This window comes from Thermobacillus xylanilyticus (assembly GCF_907165215.1).
Taxonomy (GTDB): domain Bacteria; phylum Bacillota; class Bacilli; order Paenibacillales; family Paenibacillaceae; genus Thermobacillus; species Thermobacillus xylanilyticus.
In genome coordinates, this window is the sequence record NZ_CAJRAY010000042.1 from 29,291 (window position 1) to 49,429 (window position 20,139).

A 20,139-nucleotide genomic window follows, 5' to 3' on the forward strand; every position below is an offset into this window, starting at 1 on the left:
GCTTTTACGATTAAAATTTACACAGAAAAGGAAGGATTTTTCTTTCATTTTCGCAAAAACAAGCCAGGGAGTGGTGGGAAGTGGATTGGTTCAACCTGGGGTGGGGCGTTCTGTTCGGAATCGTCCAGTTTTCGTTGTTCCTTCTGTGTTACCGGCTGTTCGGCCGCATCGGCCTGTTCGCCTGGATCGGCGTCGCGACGGTACTCGCCAATCTGCAGGTCGTCAAGACGATCGAAATGCTCGGGCTTGTCATGACGCTGGGCAATATTACATACGCGTCCATCTATATGGCGACCGACCTGCTGAACGAGCGGCATGGCAGGGAAGAAGCGAGGCGCGCGGTCTGGTTCGGCTTTTTCTTCTTGTTCGCCTCCACCTTGGTCATGCAGCTTGCGCTCGTGTTCAAGCCGGATGCGTCCGGCCTGGACATGCAGGCGGCGATGGAGATGGTGTTCGGGCTGGCGCCCCGGGTGGCGGCCGGCAGCCTGTGCGCCTATCTCGTCAGCCAGGTGCTCGACGTGCAGTTGTTCAGCCGGCTGAAACGGCGGTTCGCGGCGCGCGGACAGTTCTGGATCCGGATCCTCGGCAGCACGCTGGTCAGCCAGTTCGTCGACACGCTGGTGTTCTGCACGGTCGCGTTCGCGGGCGTTTTCGAGACGGCGGTCTGGATCGACATTCTCGTCACGACGTACCTCATCAAGTTCGTCGTCTCGGGAGCCGGGACGCCGGTGCTCTATATCGCGCGGAACTTCAAGGATGAGGAAGGGCTGTGGAGCCGGAAGGCGGCTGAGTAAATCCGGCGCGCGTGCGGCATAATGAGGCAAAAAGGGGGCTTCTGCCGTGCGCGTGTACGAATGCGCCATTATCGGCGGCGGGATTGCGGGCCTGCAGGCGGCGATCCAGCTCGGCCGGTACCGGCATACGGTCGTGGTCGTGGATGCGGGAGACGGCCGGTCTTCGCTGTGCCGGGGCTATCACAATCTGCTCGGGTTTCCCGAAGGCGTGAGCGGGGAGACGCTGCGCCGCGCGGGGAGGGAGCAGGCGAGCCGGTACGGTGTAACGTTCATCGGCGGCGTCGCGACGGCGGTGCGGCGCGAGCCGGCCGGCGGCGGAACGGGCGGGCGTCCGGATGGGGACGGCCTGTTCGTCGTCTCGCTGGAGGGCGGCGCGGAAGTGCGCGCGCTCCGGCTGCTGATCGCGACCGGCGTGAAGGACCGGATTCCGGACTGGCCGGAGCTGAAGCAATGTCTCGGCATCACCGTCTTCATCTGTCCGGATTGCGACGGCTGGGAGACGATCGGCCGCCGCACGCTCGTGCTCGGCGCCGGCGACGCGGGCGCCCATCTGGCGCTCGAGCTGACGCCGTGGACGCGCGACATCGTCTATGTGAACCATGAGCTTAAGGCCCTCGACCCGGCCGCGGCCGTCCGGCTTCGGGAAGCCGGCATCCCGATGATTGAGACGCCGGTTGCGAAGCTGCTGGCGGACGAGGGCCGTCTGCGCGGCGTCCGGCTGGCGGACGGCACGGAGCTGCAGGCGGAGCGCGCGTTCCTCGGGTTCGGCGGGAACGAGGTCCGCTCGTCGCTCGCGGCCATGCTCGGCGCGCGGCTGGCTTCAAGCCGCCATATCGAGGTCGATCCGCGCACGAAGCTGACGAGCGTCCCCCATGTGTGGGCGGCCGGCGACGTGACGGTGCACTCGGAGCAGACCGCGATCGCGATGGGGGACGGACTCCAGGCGGCCATCTGGATGCACAAGAGCTTGACGCTGCGCGAGCCGCTGCCGCTGGCGCCGCGGGGATCTTGAATAGAAGGCGGGGCAAGCCGACCGCCGTGAAAGGAGCCTCGGCCGAAGGGCCGGGGCTTTTTGGCATATCGTCAAATAGAAAGAACGGATGAAAACGCACCCATTGACACCTTTCCCGTTTCGGGTTATCCTCTAGATAAAAATTGGTCCACCCAATTGACCAATTTTCGGGGAAGGGCTGGAAAGAAACCGCTTATGGCGATCAAGAAAGTCAAATATCAAAGAGTCTATGAAAACGTGATCGAACAGATCAAAGAGATGATCATCGAAGGCAATCTGAAGCCGGGGGACCTCTTGCCGACCGAACGGGAGCTGGCGCAGGCGTTCGGCATCAGCCGGGGAACCCTTCGCGAAGCGTTCCGCATCCTGGAGCGGGAGAACCTGATCGAAACGAAGCCCGGCGGGGGCAGGTACCTGTCCCGTTCGATCGAGTCCGTCGATGATCAGAACCGGATTCTGGACAATATCGAACGCGCGACGATCATCGAGCTGCTCGAAGCGCGCGAAATTTTCGAGACGGGCATCGTCGAGCTGGCCTGCCAGCGGGCGACGGACGAGGATATCGCGGATATCGTCGCCTCGTTCGAGCGGTGGGGCGACGCGGACGAGGAAGATCATACGCGTCCGGACCAGGCGTTCCATCTGTCGATCGCGAAGGCGTCGCACAACGTCGTGCTCGTCAACATGATGGAGCTCCATATGGATCTGCTCCGCCGGACCTTGAGCAAGACGCTGCAGAATGCCGGCCGCCGCGAAGAGGTATACAAGGAGCACCTGCAGATCGTCGAAGCGATCAAGCGGAGGGATGCCGAGCAGGCGAAGGCCGCGCTGCTGTACCACCTGGGCAAGGTCAAAGAGAACATTCTGGTGAGGCAGCTCGCTTGATGAATTTTTCTTTTTTGCCAAAATTGGATCACCCAGCGATCCAATCACGGCGCAATTGGACCACCCAGTAATCCACCAATCCAGGAAGATTACACGAAAACGAGGGAATCCTATGAGCCAGGACGTCAACATTTTATCGCCGTGCGGAATGCTCGGATACGGCTTCCCGGAGGAGTCGTTCCGAAGGGGAATGGAGCAGCAGGTGCATGCCGTGGTGGTCGACGCGGGATCGACCGACGGGGGGCCGCACAAGCTGGGAGCCGGCGTTTCGATCGTCAGCCGCCGGGCATGCAAGAAGGATCTGGAGATCATCCTGGGCGCCTGCCTGCCCGGAAAGGTGCCGGTGATCATCGGGTCGGCCGGAGGCTCGGGCGCCCGGCCGCATGTGGAGTGGACGCTGGACATCATTGAGGAGATTCTGCGGGAGAAGCAGATGTCCGCGAAGATTGCCGTCATCTGGGCGGATTTCACGCAGGAAGCGGTGCTGGACGCCCTCGGGCAGGGCAAGATCGTGCCGATGTCGCCCAATATCCCGCAGCTGACGGAGCAGACGATCCGCGAGACGGCCAGCATCGTCGGCCAGATGGGGCACGAGCCGGTGCTGAAGGCGCTGGAAGCGGGCAGCGAGATCATCGTCTGCGGGCGTGCCTACGATCCGTCGCCGTTCGCCGCGGTGGGCATTTTCCACGGCAAGGATCCCGGACTCAGCTATCATCTCGGCAAGATTCTGGAATGCGGCGCGCTCTGCGCGGAGCCGGCGACGACGAAGGATTGCATTCTCGGCACGATCGGCGACGACTACTTCACGGTCCGGGCGCTGAATGACCGCCGCGCCTGCACGCCGATCAGCGTGGCGGCCCATACGTTCTACGAGAAAGATCATCCCTATCTGCTGCACGGTCCGGGCTTCCTGCTCGATCTGGAGAACTGCCGGTTCACGGAGCAAGGTCCCGGCATCGTGCGCGTCAGCGGGAGCCGCTATATCCCGCAGGACAAAACGTTCATCAAGCTCGAAGGCGCCCGCCTCACCGCGTACCGCACCTTCGTGATCGCCGGGATCCGCGATCCCATCCTGCTCGGGAAGCTGGAAGATGTGGAGAACGCCGTCATCGCGCAGACGAAGCAGTATTACCCGGAAATCGACGAGCAAGATTACCGGATCCGCTTCTACAACTACGGGATGAACGCGGTGCTCGGCGAGCGGGAATTCGAGCCTTTCCGCGGCCATGAGGTCGGCGTCCTGTTCGAGGTCGTGGCGAAGACGCAGGAGCTGGCGAGCAGCATCTGCGCGACGGCGCGGTCGACCTTCCTGCATTACGGCTATGAAGGGCGCAAGTCGACGGCGGGCAATCTCGCCTTCCCGTTCGCGCCGAGCGACATCGAGTTCGGCCCGGTCTATGAGTTTTCGATCTATCACCTGATGGAATGCCGCGCGGACGGTTTTCCCATCGAGATTCGGCAAGGAGGCGTTCAGGATGGCGAAGCTGGGTGACATCGCCAAGGTGCTGCGGAGCAAAAATTCCGGTCCGTTCGAGATCACCCTGGATTGCCTGTTCGACAATCGCGAATCTTATGAACGCCTCAAGCGGTCGAACGCGATTACGCGGGAGACGATCGCCCGGCTGTATCAGATCCGCGTGGACCAGGTCCATCAACTCGTGTTCTACGATCAGGCGCTCGGCTTCAAGGTGACGATCGCCCGCGAGGTATCGTCGGGCTCGGCCGGCGACCGCGACGTCTACGGCGCGCAGCAGCACGCGCCCCTGATGAATCTCGACGTGGCGATGAAGGAGGAGGGACCATGAATGTGCTGAAAAAGCTGCGGCATGACTGGATTCTGTATGTGATGCTCGTCCCTCCCCTCGCGTACTTCGTCATTTTCCACGTGATCCCGATTCTGGGCATGCGGCTTGCTTTCCAGGATTACCGGATCATCGGGGACAACGTGTGGGTCGGGTTCAAGCATTTCGAAGTGCTGTTCAGTTCTCCGGCGTTCATGAACGTCATCCGGAACACGCTGATCATCAGCGCCATGAAGATGATCTTCGGCTTCCCGGTGCCGATCCTGCTGGCCATCCTGATCAACGAGGTGACGCAGCGCCACTTCCGCAAGTATGTGCAGTCGGTCGTCTACCTGCCGCACTTTCTGAGCTGGGTCGTCATCGCCGGGATCTGGATCAAGCTGCTGAGCCCTTCCGAAGGCGCGGTCAACCTGATCGCGAATTTCTTCGGGGAGCCGTCAATCGACTACATGACGAGCAAGGCCCATATCCGCTGGGTGTTCGTCGCATCCGAAATCTGGCGCAGCGCGGGCTGGGATTCGATCATCTACCTGGCGGCCATCATGAGCATCAGCCCGGCTCTGTACGAGGCCGCGAAAATCGACGGGGCGAGCCGCCTGCAGTCGATGTTCCACATCACGCTGCCGCAGCTGACAGGCACGATTGTAACCGTATTCATCCTGAACCTTGGCTTCTTCATGAGCGCGGGGTTCGATCAGGTGTTCAACATGATGAACGATTCGGTCATCAGCGTGGCGGATATTCTCGACACCTACGTCTACCGGATCGGCATCGTGAACGGCCAGTTCGCGTATTCCACGGCGGCCAGCCTGTTCAAGGGCGTCATCGGGATCGTCCTGATCCTCGGTACGCACTTTACCTCCAGGCGGTTGACCGGCAGAGGGCTGTGGTAGAAAGGGGGCGACCGATATGCGAAGAGTCGAGCTGACGAAGGTGATCATCCACGTCTTCCTGTTTCTGTGCACGCTCGCGGTGCTGCTGCCGCTCATCAATCTGCTCGCGGTCTCCCTGACGGACCCGGCCCATGCCCACCTCATGGACGGATTGGATCTGTGGCCGAAGAAGTTCTCCCTGGCCACCTATGAGGTGCTGCTCAACAACTCGCTGATTGCCGGCGGGATTCTGAACTCGGTGTTCATCACGGCGGCGGGCACCTGCCTCAATCTCCTGCTGACCACGATGGCCGCTTATGTCATCGCGCGGAACAACTTTTACGGCAAAGGTCTCGTCGTCATTTTCCTGATCATCATCATGGTGTTCGAGCCCGGCCTGATCCCGGAATATCTGCTCGTCAAGGAGCTGGATCTGCTCAACACCTACACATCGCTCATCCTGTACAAGGGCATCAATGTGTACTACCTGTTCATCATGATGCGTTACTTCCAGGATGTGCCGGAAGAGCTGCTGGATGCGGCCAAGATCGACGGCGCGGGCCATCTGCGCATCTACGCGCAGGTGATGCTGCCGCTGTCGAAGGCCGGCATCGCGACGCTGGGATTATTCTACGGGGTGTTCCACTGGAACGAGTATTTCCGTTCCATGATCTACATCACCGATCAGGCCAAATGGCCGCTGCAGGTGGTGCTCCGCCAGTTCGTCATCCGCCAGGACAACACGACGATCATGGGCGGCTACGAGAACATGTTCGGCGGACAGCTGGTCGATTTCGACGCCCTGCAGGCGGGAACGATCATCATTGCGATTGTCCCTTTGCTTCTGCTCTATCCGTTGATTTTGAAATATTACACCAAAGGCGCGATGGAAGGCGGTGTGAAGGAATAATGGGCGGTTGATCCGTGGGGGAAGAAGCAAGCGCGTCACGCGGAAAGATTTTGGACATTCAAAACGAATCTCAAGGGGTGCTGAAAAGAATGAAACGGATGGAAAGCTTGATCGCACTGATGGTCTGTATCCTGCTGGCGGTGACGGCGTGCTCCTCCGGCGGCAAGAACAATCCGGCCGGCTCCGGCGGCAGCGGCGGATCGTCGAACACCTCGTCGAACGCATCGGCGGACAACACGCCCGCGCCGTCCGGCGACCCGGTCACGATCCGGACCGTCATCAAGGATGTATCCGCATCCAATCCGCTCTATGCGCAATATTTCGACGCGCTGGAAGCGGCGCTGCTGGAGCATGAGGGGTTGAACGTCCAATTTGAACTTGTCGAGCTTCCGCAGGGGAACTATGCGGAGAATCTGAATCTCCTGCTGCTCGGCGGCGACATTCCCGATCTGATCTACTTCCAGGGCGGGGACCAGCCGATCGCCGAGCAAGGGCTGCTGGAAGATCTGCGGCCGTACATCGAAAACTCCAAATACCTGAAGAACATCATGATGGAGCACAACATCAAGCGGATCGAAAGCTATCCGTACCTGCTCTGGATCAAGCCGGTGACGCCGAAGGTGCCGGTCGTCCGCGCCGACTGGCTGAGCGGGCTGGCGACGGGCGAGGCGCTCATGGACAATCCGACGCCGGACAACTACTACGCGTTCTTCAAGGAACTGGTCGATTCGGGCAAGGCGAAATACGGCATTACGGTCGCGGGCGATCTGGCGGAGATCAACTTCATCTTCAATGAAGCGTTCGGCGTCACCTCGACCTGGCTGAAGAAGGACGACGGCACCTACGAGTATTCGCTCGTGTCCCAGGCGGAAAAGAACAAGCTCGAATTCTACAACAAGCTGTACAAGGAAGGCCTGTTCGACAACGAGTACATGACGAAGCAATGGGATACGAAGGAAGACGCGTTCTACAAGGGCGACGCCGGCGTCATCGTCGGCACGGCGGGCAAGGTCATCGACCTGTATGAAGCCCGCATGAAGGAACTGCACGGCGACAGCGCCGGACTGGTCGTGCTGCCGCCGGCCAAGGGCGTATCCCAGGGCTTCGGGGCGACCGACGTCACGAAGGAATCGCGCGGCTTCGCGATCTCGGCAGTGTCCGAGCACAAGGATGTCGTCTTCCGGATCCTCGACTTCCTCGCAAGCCCGGAAGGCCAGACGCTGGACCGCCTCGGCTTCGAAGGGCAGCACTACAACGTCGTGGACGGCAAGGCGGTGCTCACGGACGCGTTCTTCAGCGAATGGATCGCGTCGTTCTGGGAGCCGATCGAGCTGAACACGACGATTCCGGTGGAAGGCGCCTTGCTGGGCGCCACGGCGCAAGAATCGCTCGAGATGCCGACGAAGTACTTCAAGGAGGACAACAACTTCGCGATTCCGGAAGAGCATGTCGCGACCTGGGACGCGCTGACGAACCTGTACAAGGAGTACGCGGCCGACTTCATCACCGGCAAGAAGCCGATCAGCGACTTCCAGAAGTTCGTCGACGCCTGGTATGCCAACGGCGGCAAGGAAATCACGGAGTACGCGAACGATCTGTTAAACTAAGAGCAAGGTCATGAGCAAGAAAGGGAGCCTGTGACGGATGACAACTTTTCAGGACCGGGTCAGAGGGGTCGCGGCCGGCGTCGCGTTGGGAGACGCGATGGGCGCGCCGGTCGAGAAGCTGACCTTCGCCCAGATTCAGCAGCAATACGGGAAAGTCGAGTCGATCATGACGCGGTGGTACAAGGCGGATTACGACGAAGAGGCCCGTCTCGGGCGGATGCGCGGCGATGGCATTGTCACCGACGACACGCTGATGACGCTCGCGCTGATGCGGGTGTACGAGACCGAGCGCCGGCATCTGGACGCCTACGACATGGGGAATGAATTCGTCAAGGAAATCGCGTTCCGCAAGGTCTATGTGCCGGAGCTGGGCCGGGAGACGACCATCCTGGAGCGGCTGTTCTATCCGGAGAAGTATATTTTCATCCGTCATGTGCTCGCGAACTGCGAGCCGCGCGAAGGCGGCATCGGCAACATGGTGAACTGCGGGGCGGCGATGTATATCGCCCCCGTGGGCGTCGTCAACGCGGGCGATCCGAAGGCTGCCTATGACGAAGCGATCCTGTTCGCGATGGGGCATCAGTCGAGCTACGGGCTGGAGGCTGCCGGCGTCATGGCGGCCTGCGTCGCGAGGGCGATGGAGCCGGGCTGCACGGTCCGGGATATTCTGGACACGGCGCTTGGCTTCGCGAAGGACGGCACCCGGCTCGCGATCGAGGCTTGTCTGCACGTCGCGGACAGCCTGAAGAAGCAAGGTTCCTGGTCTTACGAGGAGGCGGTGGGGCGGCTGCATGAAGCGCTGCTGCCCTACTCCCCCATGGGGGACGACGTGCACCGCCATATCGACAAGGTCGGGAAGCCGAGCAACCACTACGCGCCGAGCCGGCTGGGCAGCATCGAAGAGCTGCCGGTGGCGCTCGCCTTCATTCATCTGCATGACGGCGAGCTCTATCCGGCGATGAGCGACGGCGTCAGTTCGGGCCGGGATACCGACTCGATCGGCGTCATGATCGGCGCGATTCTCGGGGCCATGCATGGTGTCGGCGCGATCCGGCGCGAGGATCTGGAGCAGCTCGACCGCGTGAACCGCCTCGACCTGATGGCCGCGAGCGATGCCTTCGCCGGTGCCGCCCGCGAGATCATCCGGCGGGATCTGGACAAGCTGAAGCGGCGGGAGGCCGTGCTCGACTGAACATACGATGATCGTCCGGGGGAGTGGAATGATGTTGCCAGCGAATTATCTGGAGCGGGTGTACGCGGGATTTCTCGGCATGAATATCGGCATCCGCCTTGGCGCGCCCGTCGAGCCGGAGGTGTGGACCTTCGAGCGCATCGAGCGGGTCTACGGGGACATTCGGGATTATGTGAAGCCGTATCGCACCTTTTCCGCCGATGATGACGCGAACGGCCCCATTTTTTTTATTCGGGCGCTGTATGACGATGCCGTGGACCGCGAGCTGACCGCGCAGGATGTGGCGCGGGCGTGGCTGAATTACGCGCGGGAAGGCGTCGGCATGTTCTGGTGGGGCGGCGTGGGCGTCAGCACCGAGCATACGGCCTACGTGAACCTTCGCAAGGGCATCGAAGCGCCGGCATCGGGTTCGATCGCCGTGAACGGGGAGATATTGGCGGAGCAGATCGGCGGGCAGATTTTCGTCGACGTGTGGGGGCTGCTGTGGCCGGGGAACATGGAGAAGGCGGCGCTTTACGCGGAGCGGGCGGCCAGCGTGTCGCACGACCGCAACGGCCTGTACGGGGCGCGCTTCATTGCGGCCTGCATCGCGAAGGCGTTCGAAGCGGACAGCGTCGATGAGGTGGTGGAGGCGGCCCTGGGCATGATTCCCGCGGATTCGCTGTACGCGCAGGTGGTGCGCGCGGTGATGGACTTCCACGACCGGCATCCGCACGATTGGCGGGCGTGCCGCCGGTTCCTGGAGACGGAATGGGGCTACGACAAATACGGCGGCGTCTGCCACATCATCCCGAACGCTGGGGTGTGCGTGCTGGCCTTGCTGTACGGCGGGGGCGATTTTGCCCGGACGGTGGAGATCGCGACGATGTGCGGCTGGGACACCGACTGCAATGCGGGCAACGTCGGCACGATCGCGGGCGTGCTGTGCGGTCTTGCGGGCATTCCCGGGCATTACCGGAAGCCGATCAACGATTGCATCGTCGCAAGCAGCGTGTCGGGCTATCTGAACATCGTCGATCTGCCGACGTTCTGCAAGGAGCTGGCGCTGCTGTCTTGCCGGCTGCACGGCCTGGAACCGCCGCGGAAGCTGGCGAACGGCGTCCGGTTCGGCGAGCTGTACTTCGATTTCGATCTGCCGGGCTCGACGCACGGCATCCGCACGAGCAATCCGTTCAAGACGCCGGTCATCCGACATTCGCGGCGCGTCCGGTACGGGGAGAGCGGCGGATCGCTGGAAATCGTGTTCGACCGCATCACCAATGTCGAAAGCAGCAAGATCTGCTACAAGCCTTATTACCGGCGCGAGGACTTCAACGATGAGAAATACAAGCCGACGTTCGCGCCGCAAGTGTACAGCGGCCAGACGGTGGAGTTCAAGCTCTGGCTGGACCAGTGGGAGGGCGCGCCGCTGCGGATCACGCCGTATGTCCGCGATACGTATACGAAGGAGGATGTGTTGCTCGAGGCCGTGGAGCTGGTCCGTGGCGAGTGGAACACGCTGAGCTTCGTGGTTCCGCCGCTTGCGGGAAGCTTCGCGGACGAAGTCGGCTTCATGATCGACTCGCCGACGTCGACGGCCGCATCCCGCGCGTTCGGCGCGCTGTATATCGGACGGATGCGCGTGTACGGCGGCGGCGGGTACGCGATCGACTGGCGCAAGCAGGCGGTCGAATTCACCTCGGTGACGCCGATGGCCCAGCATCGCGGGGAGTGGAGCCTGAAGGACGGCGCGCTGCACTATGCCGTCGAGGGGAACGCCGCCGCGTTCACGGGGAATTATTACGCGCGGGACGTGGAGGCCGAAGCCGAATTTACGCCGCTGTCCGGCGAGTCCCACGGGTTCGTCGCCCGGGCGCTCGGCATCGAGCGCTGCTACTGGCTGGGCTTGGCGGAGGAGGGCACCGTGTCGATCCGGAAGAACGATTTCGGCTGGACGGAGCTGGCGTCGGCGAGCTTCCCCTGGGAGCACGGCCGGACCTATGCCTTGAAAATGATCGTCCGGGGCGCTTCCCTGAAATTGTACGTGGATGATAAGCTGGTGGTGGAGGCGGAGGACGCGCAATACGCGCACGGCATGTACGGCGTTGCCTCGCTGAGGGATGCCGCGGGCAGCGTCGGCGAATTCCGCGTCATATCATTTACCGTACAGGACGGGATGGAACGATGAAGAAGATCGTCGTCGTCGGCAGCATCAATATGGATCTGGTGACGAATGTCGAGGCTTTCCCGCGGCCCGGGGAAACGATCCACAGTCTGGGCGTCGGCTACCAGCCGGGCGGCAAGGGGGCCAATCAGGCCGTGGCGGCCGCCCGCAGCGGCGCCAGCGTGCAGATGGTCGGTGCGGTCGGCACGGACAGCTTCGCGCAGACGCTGATCGACAATCTGGCGGGCAGCGGCGTGGATACCGCGGGCATTCTGCGCAAGGAAGGCCATTCGGGGCTGGCGATCATCACGGTGGACCGGTCGGGCGAGAACCATATCGTGCTGGCCGGCGGAAGCAACAAAGCGTTCGCGTTCGGCGAGATTGAGGGGCGGATCGCCTGGGACGAAGCCCATGCCGTCCTGCTGCAAAATGAAATCGACCGGGAGACCACCGCGGCGGTCATGCGGGAGGCGAAGCGGAGGGGCGTTCCCGTCTGGTTCAATCCCGCGCCGGCCGTGAAACCGGAGCCGTCGCTGCTGCCATTGATCCATACGTGCATCCTGAACGAGACGGAGATCGAGGTGATCACGGGCGCGAAAGTGTCCGGCGCGGAGGATGCGGAGCGGGCGGCCGGGCGGCTGCTTGAGGCCGGCGTGACGCAGGTGGTCGTCACCCTCGGCGACAAAGGCTGCGTCCGGGCCGGCCGGGACGGCGAATCCGTCCATGTGCCGGCCTTCAAGGTCCGGGCGGTGGACACGACGGCGGCGGGCGACACGTTCATCGGCGCCATGGCGGCGGCGTCAAGCGAAGGGAAGCCGGTGATGGAAGCGCTCAGGTTTGCGGCGGCCGCTTCGGCGTTGGCCGTTACCCGGCATGGTGCGCAGGCTTCGATTCCGTCCCGGGACGAGGTGGAGCGGCTGCTGTCCGGGTCGATCAGGAAATAAAAGGAAGAATATACGTTCGGTTATTTTTGAAGAGCTAGACTAATAACAGGAAATAATGCATATTAATAAAAGTACAACCTGACATTTCCCTTCTTTGACCGTGAAGGGAGGTGGCCTTGGTTGGGAGTTGCATCTTCCTCCGGTCCGGCGGCGACCGGCACCCAAGGCGTCTGTCCGGCGCCGAGGAGGTGATGCTATGGACACTTTTCCAATTTGTCATGGCGATGATGGCTTTCGGCACGTTCCTGTTGACGCTGCTGAGGTTCATTTTCGACCACCATGACAAAAAAAGAAAGTAACCGGTCCCCTGCCAAGGTTGACGGTCACTTTCTTCCGATTTCCATCCGGGGGAAGCGTTGACTCCCGTCCAGGATGAGGTTGTATGCCGGCGTCCGCCGGGAAAAAGGCCTGGGCTTTCGCCCGGGCCTTCTTTTATCATTGACCTTCCAATAACATAACATACTTAGAAGCTCATGACAATTTGAAACTTTTTTCAAGCCGGATGGCTGCCGGTTCAGCGGCTGGGCGAAGGCCGGCCGACGAGCCGCGGCCCCGTGTACACGCGGGGATTCGGCTCGCCCGGGCGGATGGCGAGCCACGCCACGAGCGCCGAGACGGCTCCGGCTCCCGCCAGGCACCAGAACAGCGGATCGGCGTTCGGCCGGCCGAGCAGCGAGGCGGCCGGCGGACCGAGGGCGACGCCCGCAAAGCGCATGCTGCTGTAGAACGAGCCGACGGTGCCGCGATGCGCCTCATCGATCCCTTCGGTGATGAAAGCGTCGAGGCAGGGCAGGGCGGCGCCGATGCCGAGGCCGGCGGCGCTGAACAGGGCAAGCTGCAACCAGATGCCGTCCGCGGCGGCGCAGGCGCCCGTCGCGCAGGCCGACAGCGCAAAGCCGGCCGTGGCGATCACCTTCATGCGGCGTTTCCGCTCGCCGATCAGCTTGCCCGTGACGTAGGAGGCCGTGCAGAGCACGGCGAGCGGGAGGGCGAGCACGGCGCCTTTCCACACGCCGTCCAGTCCGAGCTGGTCCTCGAGGGCATCCGACAGGTGGACGAGGCTGGCGAACAGGATGAACATGCCGAGCCCGCCAAGGGCGAAGACGGCGAAGAGCCACCGCCCTTTCTGCCGGAAGATGCGCCGCAGCGTGCGCAGAAACGCCGGCAGCGGCTGCGGCTCGTCCTTCTTCGCGGGTGCGCGGACCAGCAGGGCCACCAGCAGCACCGCGACCGCCGCGAAGACCGGAATGGCCGCAAACGGCGCGTACCAGGCCAGCATCGCGAGGACGGAGCCGATGATCGGGCTGAGCACTTTGCCGAAGGTATTCGAGGTTTCGATCAGGCCGAGACCTTCGCTCACCTGTTCCTTGCTCTTGAACATGTCGCCGACGAGCGGCATGACGATGGGCGCCGCTCCGGCGGCGCCGATGCCCTGCAGAATTCGTCCGGCCAGCAGGTACGGGTACGGGTGCTTGAGCCAGATGATGGCGGCGGTGCAGACGGCGCCGCCGATGCCGGCCAGGGCGAGGCACGGGAGGATGACGCGCTTCCGGCCGATCCGGTCCGACAGCCAGCCCGCGGGCGGGATGAAGAGGATCGCCATCACCGAGAAGACGGTGATGATCAGGCTGGTCTGAAGCGGCGTCAGCTCCAGCTTGCGCCGGATGGCCGGCAGCACGGGAATGAGCATCGAGTTGCCCAGCGTCATGATGAGCGGGATGGAACTGAGCGCGAGCAGCGCGCTTCGTTTGGTTCGGCTCACACCGGATCCTCCATTTCCGGGTCTTGTCGGGCATGTGCCGCATCCGGTCGACCGGTATGGTGCACAACAAACAAGGTTATCGTGCGCTGCGGGGGATGTTTTCATACAGTACAAAAAAGGACGAAGCCTGCATCGGCGACGGACAATGTCCGGACAGCCGGCAGGCTTCAATGGTTTCTATATCCAGGTGAACACCGGTTCCTCGTCCGCGCAGCGGACGGGGATGTGCGGGAACGCGGCCGCAAGCCGCCTCGCGAGCAGGCGCATGCCCGCCGCCTCGCTCTCGGCGTGGCCGAGCACGATGAGCGCCCGCGCCCTGCCTTGCCGCGCGGCGTCCCGGACGTATTCCGGCGTCTCCCATTCCGGGCCTTCGCCGCAAATGACAAGATCGAGCCGTTCCTGTTCGAACAGCGGAATGGCGTTCGCACCGCCGCCGCGGTAGCCGACGAGCAGGCCGATCCGCCGGCAGGGGGCGTCAAGATCTCCCGAGACACGGACGACGGACAGGCCGAGGCGCCGCTTCACTTCCTCCGCGACTGCCCGGACGGTCGTCCCTTCCCGTTCGATGATCGCCGCCTCCGGCAGATGCCGGACCGTGAAGCGCGCCCAATCCAGCGCTTCGATCAGGCCTTCGGCAATGCCATCCGGACGGTATCGGTGGATGTGGTCGTGGAGCCGATAAATCGCCAGCCCCGCTTCGAGGATGAAGTTTTTTTTCGCCTGATAGACGGGGTCATCTTCGATGGTCTTCGCAAAACCGGCGTGATGGCTGTAGAACGGGCCTTCGTGGGCGATGACGAGATTGGCGCCCGCCGCGTGCGCTTCCTCCAGCACCCGCTGCGTCGGCATGAATGCCGTCACGATGCCCGTCACGGTCGTCTCCGGCTCGCCGAAGAGCAGCTCATCCACCGTCTGTCCGAGCTGTCCGGCAGGCGCGGTCAGCGCGGCGACCACGTCCCCGACGGTCGTGCGCATCGGTCGGCTATCCCTCCATGCACGCGGATCAGACGAGGTCGCAGGCTTCGACCGGCATCCAGTGCGGGTCCTTGCCGTCCCACTTCACGTTGCAGCCGATCGGGTTCGTCAGCGGCACGGCGACCGGCCGGCCGGCGATGACGTCCGCGAGCGCGTTGTCGAGGTCGTTCACGGTCATCTGCGACGTGTCGCGCGGATTGTCCACGCCGCGGCCCGTGTAGACCAGCTTGCGGTTCTCGTCGAAGACGTAGAAATGCGGCGTCCGGAGCGCGCCGTACGCTTTCGCGACTTCCTGCGTTTCGTCGCGCAGGTAAACCCAGGGGAAACGGTGTTCTTCCATGCGCCTCACCATGTTCTCGAAGGAGTCTTCCGGCTTCGTGTTCTCGCTGTTCGAGTTGATGCCGACGAAGCGGACGCCGTGCGGCTCATACTTGAGCGCGGTCGCGCGGGTCACTTCGTCCGAGCCGATGACATACGGGCAATGGTTGCATGTGAAAAAGATGACCAGCACGCGCGCGTCCTTGAAGTCATCCAGCGACCAGGTGCGGCCGTCCGTTGCGGGCAGGCGGAAATCGGGGGCCTGCTCGCCGATCTGCAGTGTGAAAGCCATGGTTATCACCCTCCTTGCCGCCCATTATACAGCAATTCCGGCGGTTTGTAATGCGGCGCTTGGGCCGGAACATTTCAATTGAGCTGCCGGGGATCGGCGGTGACGAAGGAAGCGGTCCTCCGAACGGGGACCGCTTCCTTCGTGTGTGTGTTGATGGATTATGCCAAGGGCAGCTTGCGCGTCAGACGGCTTTGGGCGCCGCATCCGTCGTGCCGCCGCCGAGGGTGTCCTTGCGGCGGAAGATTTTCTTCCAGCCGGCCCGCAGGATCGGCATCAGCCAACGGTCGAGGCCGAACGCTCCGGCGTTGGCGCCGCCGATGAAGATCAACGCGCCCAGCAGCACCATCCACGGGTTCGTGCTTACGGTTCCCGCGAAGAGGAACAGGAAGTTGAGCATCAGGCCGAAGAAGGCGGCCGCCGTCGTCAGTGCGCCGAGGATGAGGCCGAGGCCGATCAGGAACTCGCCCACCGGGATCAGGAAGTTGATCAGCTTGACGTTCGGCAGCGCGAAGTGCTCAATGAACGCCGTGTACGTCGGGTAGACCGCCGCGCCGGTCGCCTTGTCGGCGACGGGGTTTTCGACCGCCCGGGTCAGGAAGCCGGCGGCGTCGAACCCGCCGGTCATTTTGTGCCAGCCGGCCTCGAGCCACATCCAGCCGATGTACAACCGAAGCAGAAGGAGCGCGCCCGCTGCATAAACATTTTCTCGCCAGAATTTCATCATGACCGTTCACTCCTTATGAAGATTGATCCGGAAGCAAAACGCCGATTGGAATCGACTTGCCGGTTCGGGATGTTCGTTCATTGCCGATCGGTGGATGGCCGGGACCGCTGCATCGCTGATCCTCTCCCTTGCTTGCCGCGCCGGTTCGGCTGCGGATGATTGATCTTGTTCTTTACGTCTTCAGTGTAATATGGATGGCACGCAAAGTATGTGATAAAAATCACAAATATCGTGAAAAATTTCACAATAGGCGGATTTTTTTTGTGCGAGGCCCGTTTGACCCTGTGCGCCGCGGATGGTAGACTCGTGGGTAAAAAAGGCAGGAGGGACGCGGCATGACGGTGCACGCATTCGAGGCGGAGACGCTGGACGGCAGGCAGGTTTCACTCTCCGATTACGCGGGCAAGGTGCTGCTCATCGTGAATACGGCCAGCGCCTGCGGGTTGACGCCGCAATATGAAGGGCTGCAGCAGCTGTACGACCGGTTCAGGGACAGGGGCTTTGAAGTGCTGGGTTTTCCCTGCAACCAGTTCGGGGGGCAGGAGCCGGGCACGCATGAGGAAATCCGTGCGTTCTGCACGCGGAATTACGGCGTGACGTTCCCGATGTTCGCGAAGGTGGACGTGCGCGGCGAAGGGGCGCATCCGCTGTTCAAGCATCTGTCCGGCGGCGACGATGAGCGGATTCCGTGGAATTTCACGAAGTTTCTCGTCGACCGCGATGGGCGGCTGGTGCGCCGGTATGAGCCGAAGGTGACGCCGGATCAGCTGGCCGGGGACATCGAGGCGCTGCTGTAGCGTTTTTCGTTCGGGGGTGTGGCAAGGTGACGGAGATTCTGGTCGTCTTCACCGGCGGCACGATCGGCAGCCGGCAGACCGGCGCGGTCGTCGACGTCGACAGCGGCACGGGCTATGCGCTGCTTGAGCGTTATCGGGAGTCGGCGGGGGCGTTGGCGGAGGAGATCCGCTTCGAGACGGCGCAGCCGATGACGCTGCTCAGCGAGAACATGATGCCGGCGCATTGGCTGGCGCTTGTCCGTTGCCTGCGCGAGCGGCTGGCAACGGAGCCGGAGCGCTTCGCGGGCGCGATCGTCACGCACGGCTCGGACACGCTGCCGTACACGGCGGCGATGCTCGGCTATGCGCTCGCGGACGTCCGGCTGCCGGTCGTGCTGACGGCGGCGAACCGTCCGCTCGAAGATCCGCGCAGCAACGGGCTGCGGAACTTCGCCGCAGCGGTCGATTTCATCGTGGACGCGGCGCTGCCCGGCGTCTATGCGGTTTTCGAGAACGACCGGGGCGAGATGCCGGTCATGCTCGGCACGCGGATGGCGGAGGCCCGCCCGTTCGACGACCAGTTCGCGCCGCCGTACGGCGCGCCGCTCGGGCATATGCTGGACGGCCGGTTCGTGCCGCACGAGCATGCGGTGAACCCGCCCGTGGCGGCGCTGCGCGCGGCGCGCGAGCCCGGCCTGCCGCCGGAGCGGCTCGGCTTCACGACGGATATCGTCTATATCCGTCCGTATCCCGGCCTCGACTACGGCCTGTACGACTTCGAACGGCTGCCGCGCAGGCCCGCGGCGGTGCTGCACGGCCTGTACCATTCGGCGACGGCGTGCAGCGCGGCTGCCGGCGCGTACGAATCGTCGCTGCCCGCGTTCGCGGCGCGGTGCGCCGCGCTCGGCATCGACGTCTGGCTCGCGCCGGTCAAGGCGGCGGACAGCGCGCGCTACCGCTCGGCGCACGAGCTCGCCGAGGCGGGCGTGCGGGGCCTCGCGCGCATCGTGCCGGAGGCGGCCCTGGTCAAGCTGATGGCCGCCTACGGCACGTACCCGGGGCGGGATCCGGAGACGGTGCGGGAGCGGGAAGCGTTCTTGGCACGGAATGTGTTTTTTGAGCATCACGAGGGCGGGGATTGGTGAGCCGAAGCGCGTACCCCCTTATTTTTCCGCGGAGAATTGTGTATCATATGTAAGATAAGAGTTTGTGCGCTTGCCCGAGCGGCGGCGCCAGCCGTTTTACTTGCGCCGGAAAGGTTGATCTGAGTGGAGAACATGACGTCTTCGAACTTCATCCGCACCATTGTGGAACGGGATTTGCAGGAGGGCAGGGTCAAAACCGTCGTCACCCGTTTCCCGCCCGAGCCGAACGGCTACCTGCACATCGGCCACGCCCGGGCGATCATCATCAACTTCGACATCGCCGACGCCTACGGTGGCCGCACCCATCTGCGCTTCGACGACACGAACCCGACGAAGGAAGACGTGGAGTACGTCGAGGCGATCAAGCGGGATATCGAGTGGCTCGGGTTTGAATGGGACGCCCTCTATTATGCTTCGGACTATTTCGAGGAAATGTACAACCGTGCGGTGCTCCTGATCAAGAAAGGGCTCGCCTATGTCGACGACCAGACGCAGGAAGAGATCCGGGCGACGCGCGGGACGCTGACCGAGCCGGGGATCGAGAGCCCGTACCGGAACCGGAGCGTGGAAGAGAATCTCGACCTGTTCGAGCGGATGCGGAGGGGCGAGTTCAAGGACGGCGAGAAGGTGCTACGCGCCAAGGTGGACATGAAGTCGCCGAACATCAACATGCGCGACCCGGTCATTTACCGCGTGCTGCATGCCCGCCACCACAACACCGGGGACAAGTGGTGCATTTATCCGATGTACACGTTCGCCCATCCGCTGGAGGACGCGATCGAGGGGGTTACCCATTCGCTCTGCTCGCTCGAGTTCGAAGATCAGCGGCCCTTCTACGATTGGGTCATCCGGGAGTGCGAGATGGAATCGCAGCCGCGCCAGTACGAGTTCGCGAAGCTGCAGATCCAGGGCGCGGTCATCGGCAAGCGGTACATCAAGCAGCTTGTGGAAGCCGGCGTGCTGGACGGCTGGGATGACCCGCGCGTGTACACGCTGAGCGGGCTCCGGCGGCGCGGCTACACGCCGGAGGCGATCCGGGCGTTCGTCCGCGAGACCGGGGTGTCGAAGAGCGCCGGCGTCGTCGATCCGCGGATGCTGGAGCATTTTGTCCGGGAAGATCTGAAGCTGAAGGCGCCGCGCACGATGGCGGTCATGCGGCCGCTCAAAGTCGTCATCACGAACTACCCGGAAGGTCAGATCGAATGGCTCCCCGCGGAGAACAACGCCGAGAACCCGGAGATGGGCGAGCGGCAGATTCCGTTTTCCCGGGAGATCTACATCGAGCAGGACGACTTCATGGAAAATCCGCCCGCGAAGTATCACCGGCTCTATCCGGGGAACGAAGTGCGGCTGAAGCACGCGTACTTCATCAAGTGCGAGGAAGTCGTGAAGGACGCAAGCGGCAACGTGATCGAGCTGCGCTGCACCTACGATCCGGAGACGAAGAGCGGCTCCGGGTTCACGGGGCGGAAGGTGAAGGGGACAATCCACTGGGTCGAGGCATCGCATGCGGTGCCGGCGGAGTTCCGGCTGTTCGAGCCGCTGCTGCTGGATGAGAACGCCGTGGACGAGGAGCCCGAGGCCGGAGCAGGCGAGGAGAACGGGGACGCCGCGCCGGCGGAAGACCGTTCGCTGCTCTCGCGGATCAACCCGAACTCGCTCCAGGTGCTGCACGGGTTCGTCGAGCCGCACATGAAGGATGTCGAGCCGCAGCAGAAGTTCCAATTTTTCCGGCACGGGTATTTCAACGTCGATCCGAAGCTGTCGGCGCCCGGCAGGCCGGTGTTCAACCGCATCGTGTCGCTGAAGAGCTCGTATGAAGTGAAATAAATAAAGTGAATCTGACTGATTGAGCCATATCCGAATTCTCGGGGTTGAACGTGACCTGATGATTTAAACCAGGGGTGCGGATTATGGCCTTTTCTGTTTTCTGAATCAGAGAGTATGATGCAATTGGTATGATTTTAACCCGCGGTCTGATGGCCG

18 protein-coding genes are annotated in these 20,139 nt (G+C 62.8%); 14 read left to right on the forward strand and 4 right to left on the reverse strand.

The genetic code is table 11. The features are described 5' to 3' along the window. Positions 1–80 precede the first annotated feature (80 nt). From KJQ12_RS08970 to rbsK, 11 genes are all read left to right on the forward strand, one after another. Positions 81–794 (forward strand): queuosine precursor transporter, encoded by a 714-nt coding sequence (locus tag KJQ12_RS08970; protein WP_213484378.1) that lies wholly within the window; start codon positions 81–83, stop codon positions 792–794. Between the two features lie 46 nt (positions 795–840). Beyond that, positions 841–1,806: an NAD(P)/FAD-dependent oxidoreductase gene (locus KJQ12_RS08975; protein WP_213484379.1), complete on the forward strand. Its 966-nt coding sequence runs from the start codon at positions 841–843 to the stop codon at positions 1,804–1,806. 195 nt (positions 1,807–2,001) lie between these two features. Then, positions 2,002–2,691, forward strand: a complete 690-nt coding sequence (locus KJQ12_RS08980; protein ID WP_213484380.1) for a FadR/GntR family transcriptional regulator — start codon at positions 2,002–2,004, stop codon at positions 2,689–2,691. Between the two features lie 112 nt (positions 2,692–2,803). Next, positions 2,804–4,183 carry an acyclic terpene utilization AtuA family protein gene (locus KJQ12_RS08985; protein WP_213484381.1) on the forward strand — a complete coding sequence of 460 codons (1,380 nt, stop codon included), beginning with the start codon at positions 2,804–2,806 and terminating at the stop codon, positions 4,181–4,183. Next, positions 4,167–4,496, forward strand: coding sequence for a DUF4387 domain-containing protein (locus KJQ12_RS08990; protein ID WP_213484382.1), 330 nt, complete (start codon positions 4,167–4,169; stop codon positions 4,494–4,496). Before KJQ12_RS08985 ends, KJQ12_RS08990 begins: the two co-directional genes overlap by 17 nt. Then, a complete protein-coding gene (locus tag KJQ12_RS08995; protein ID WP_213484383.1) occupies positions 4,493–5,386 on the forward strand; it encodes an ABC transporter permease in 894 nt (297 codons plus the stop codon). The genes KJQ12_RS08990 and KJQ12_RS08995 overlap by 4 nt, the downstream gene beginning before the upstream one ends. Before the next feature lie 16 nt (positions 5,387–5,402). Next, complete coding sequence (locus KJQ12_RS09000) at positions 5,403–6,275, forward strand: carbohydrate ABC transporter permease (protein WP_213484384.1); 873 nt, start codon at positions 5,403–5,405, stop codon at positions 6,273–6,275. A gap of 89 nt (positions 6,276–6,364) precedes the next feature. Continuing rightward, the gene (locus KJQ12_RS09005; protein ID WP_213484385.1) at positions 6,365–7,882 is read left to right on the forward strand and encodes an extracellular solute-binding protein; all 1,518 of its coding nucleotides are present in this window, start codon (positions 6,365–6,367) and stop codon (positions 7,880–7,882) included. A 37-nt stretch (positions 7,883–7,919) separates the two neighbouring features. After that, positions 7,920–9,074, forward strand: coding sequence for an ADP-ribosylglycohydrolase family protein (locus KJQ12_RS09010; RefSeq protein WP_213484386.1), 1,155 nt, complete (start codon positions 7,920–7,922; stop codon positions 9,072–9,074). A gap of 31 nt (positions 9,075–9,105) precedes the next feature. Beyond that, the gene (locus tag KJQ12_RS09015; protein WP_213484387.1) at positions 9,106–11,241 is read left to right on the forward strand and encodes an ADP-ribosylglycohydrolase family protein; all 2,136 of its coding nucleotides are present in this window, start codon (positions 9,106–9,108) and stop codon (positions 11,239–11,241) included. Further along, complete coding sequence (gene rbsK, locus KJQ12_RS09020) at positions 11,238–12,161, forward strand: ribokinase (RefSeq protein ID WP_213484388.1); 924 nt, start codon at positions 11,238–11,240, stop codon at positions 12,159–12,161. Before KJQ12_RS09015 ends, rbsK begins: the two co-directional genes overlap by 4 nt. Before the next feature lie 514 nt (positions 12,162–12,675). On the opposite strand, the gene KJQ12_RS09025 is transcribed toward rbsK, so the two are convergent. From KJQ12_RS09025 to KJQ12_RS09040, 4 genes are all read right to left on the reverse strand, one after another. Further along, positions 12,676–13,923 (reverse strand): MFS transporter, encoded by a 1,248-nt coding sequence (locus tag KJQ12_RS09025; protein WP_213484389.1) that lies wholly within the window; start codon positions 13,921–13,923, stop codon positions 12,676–12,678. Positions 13,924–14,100: 177 nt separating this feature from the next. Further along, positions 14,101–14,898 carry a Nif3-like dinuclear metal center hexameric protein gene (locus KJQ12_RS09030; RefSeq protein WP_015256647.1) on the reverse strand — a complete coding sequence of 266 codons (798 nt, stop codon included), beginning with the start codon at positions 14,896–14,898 and terminating at the stop codon, positions 14,101–14,103. A gap of 28 nt (positions 14,899–14,926) precedes the next feature. Then, a complete protein-coding gene (locus tag KJQ12_RS09035; RefSeq protein WP_015256646.1) occupies positions 14,927–15,508 on the reverse strand; it encodes a thioredoxin family protein in 582 nt (193 codons plus the stop codon). A gap of 181 nt (positions 15,509–15,689) precedes the next feature. After that, the gene (locus KJQ12_RS09040) at positions 15,690–16,232 is read right to left on the reverse strand and encodes a DoxX family protein (RefSeq protein WP_015256645.1); all 543 of its coding nucleotides are present in this window, start codon (positions 16,230–16,232) and stop codon (positions 15,690–15,692) included. 335 nt (positions 16,233–16,567) lie between these two features. Here KJQ12_RS09040 and KJQ12_RS09045 point away from each other — a divergent pair, with 335 nt between their 5' ends. From KJQ12_RS09045 to KJQ12_RS09055, 3 genes are all read left to right on the forward strand, one after another. Then, positions 16,568–17,029 (forward strand): glutathione peroxidase, encoded by a 462-nt coding sequence (locus KJQ12_RS09045; RefSeq protein WP_213484390.1) that lies wholly within the window; start codon positions 16,568–16,570, stop codon positions 17,027–17,029. A 26-nt stretch (positions 17,030–17,055) separates the two neighbouring features. Continuing rightward, positions 17,056–18,153: an asparaginase gene (locus KJQ12_RS09050; RefSeq protein ID WP_213484391.1), complete on the forward strand. Its 1,098-nt coding sequence runs from the start codon at positions 17,056–17,058 to the stop codon at positions 18,151–18,153. 132 nt (positions 18,154–18,285) lie between these two features. Beyond that, entirely contained in the window at positions 18,286–19,983 is a 1,698-nt protein-coding gene (locus tag KJQ12_RS09055; protein WP_213484401.1) for a glutamine--tRNA ligase/YqeY domain fusion protein, read from the forward strand. Positions 19,984–20,139 lie beyond the last annotated feature (156 nt).

Bases quoted from the DNA above. Each gene is read 5' to 3' on its own strand.
- KJQ12_RS08995 (WP_213484383.1), top strand. From the start codon at position 4,493: ATGAATGTGCTGAAAAAGCTGCGGCATGACTGGATTCTGTATGTGATG.
- KJQ12_RS09010 (WP_213484386.1), top strand. From the start codon at position 7,920: ATGACAACTTTTCAGGACCGGGTCAGAGGGGTCGCGGCCGGCGTCGCG.
- KJQ12_RS08985 (WP_213484381.1), top strand. From the start codon at position 2,804: ATGAGCCAGGACGTCAACATTTTATCGCCGTGCGGAATGCTCGGATAC.
- KJQ12_RS09015 (WP_213484387.1), top strand. From the start codon at position 9,106: ATGTTGCCAGCGAATTATCTGGAGCGGGTGTACGCGGGATTTCTCGGC.
- rbsK (WP_213484388.1), top strand. From the start codon at position 11,238: ATGAAGAAGATCGTCGTCGTCGGCAGCATCAATATGGATCTGGTGACG.
- KJQ12_RS09040 (WP_015256645.1), bottom strand. From the start codon at position 16,232: ATGATGAAATTCTGGCGAGAAAATGTTTATGCAGCGGGCGCGCTCCTT.
- KJQ12_RS09055 (WP_213484401.1), top strand. From the start codon at position 18,286: ATGACGTCTTCGAACTTCATCCGCACCATTGTGGAACGGGATTTGCAG.
- KJQ12_RS09045 (WP_213484390.1), top strand. From the start codon at position 16,568: ATGACGGTGCACGCATTCGAGGCGGAGACGCTGGACGGCAGGCAGGTT.
- KJQ12_RS08990 (WP_213484382.1), top strand. From the start codon at position 4,167: ATGGCGAAGCTGGGTGACATCGCCAAGGTGCTGCGGAGCAAAAATTCC.
- KJQ12_RS08980 (WP_213484380.1), top strand. From the start codon at position 2,002: ATGGCGATCAAGAAAGTCAAATATCAAAGAGTCTATGAAAACGTGATC.
- KJQ12_RS09035 (WP_015256646.1), bottom strand. From the start codon at position 15,508: ATGGCTTTCACACTGCAGATCGGCGAGCAGGCCCCCGATTTCCGCCTG.
- KJQ12_RS09005 (WP_213484385.1), top strand. From the start codon at position 6,365: ATGAAACGGATGGAAAGCTTGATCGCACTGATGGTCTGTATCCTGCTG.
- KJQ12_RS09030 (WP_015256647.1), bottom strand. From the start codon at position 14,898: ATGCGCACGACCGTCGGGGACGTGGTCGCCGCGCTGACCGCGCCTGCC.
- KJQ12_RS09000 (WP_213484384.1), top strand. From the start codon at position 5,403: ATGCGAAGAGTCGAGCTGACGAAGGTGATCATCCACGTCTTCCTGTTT.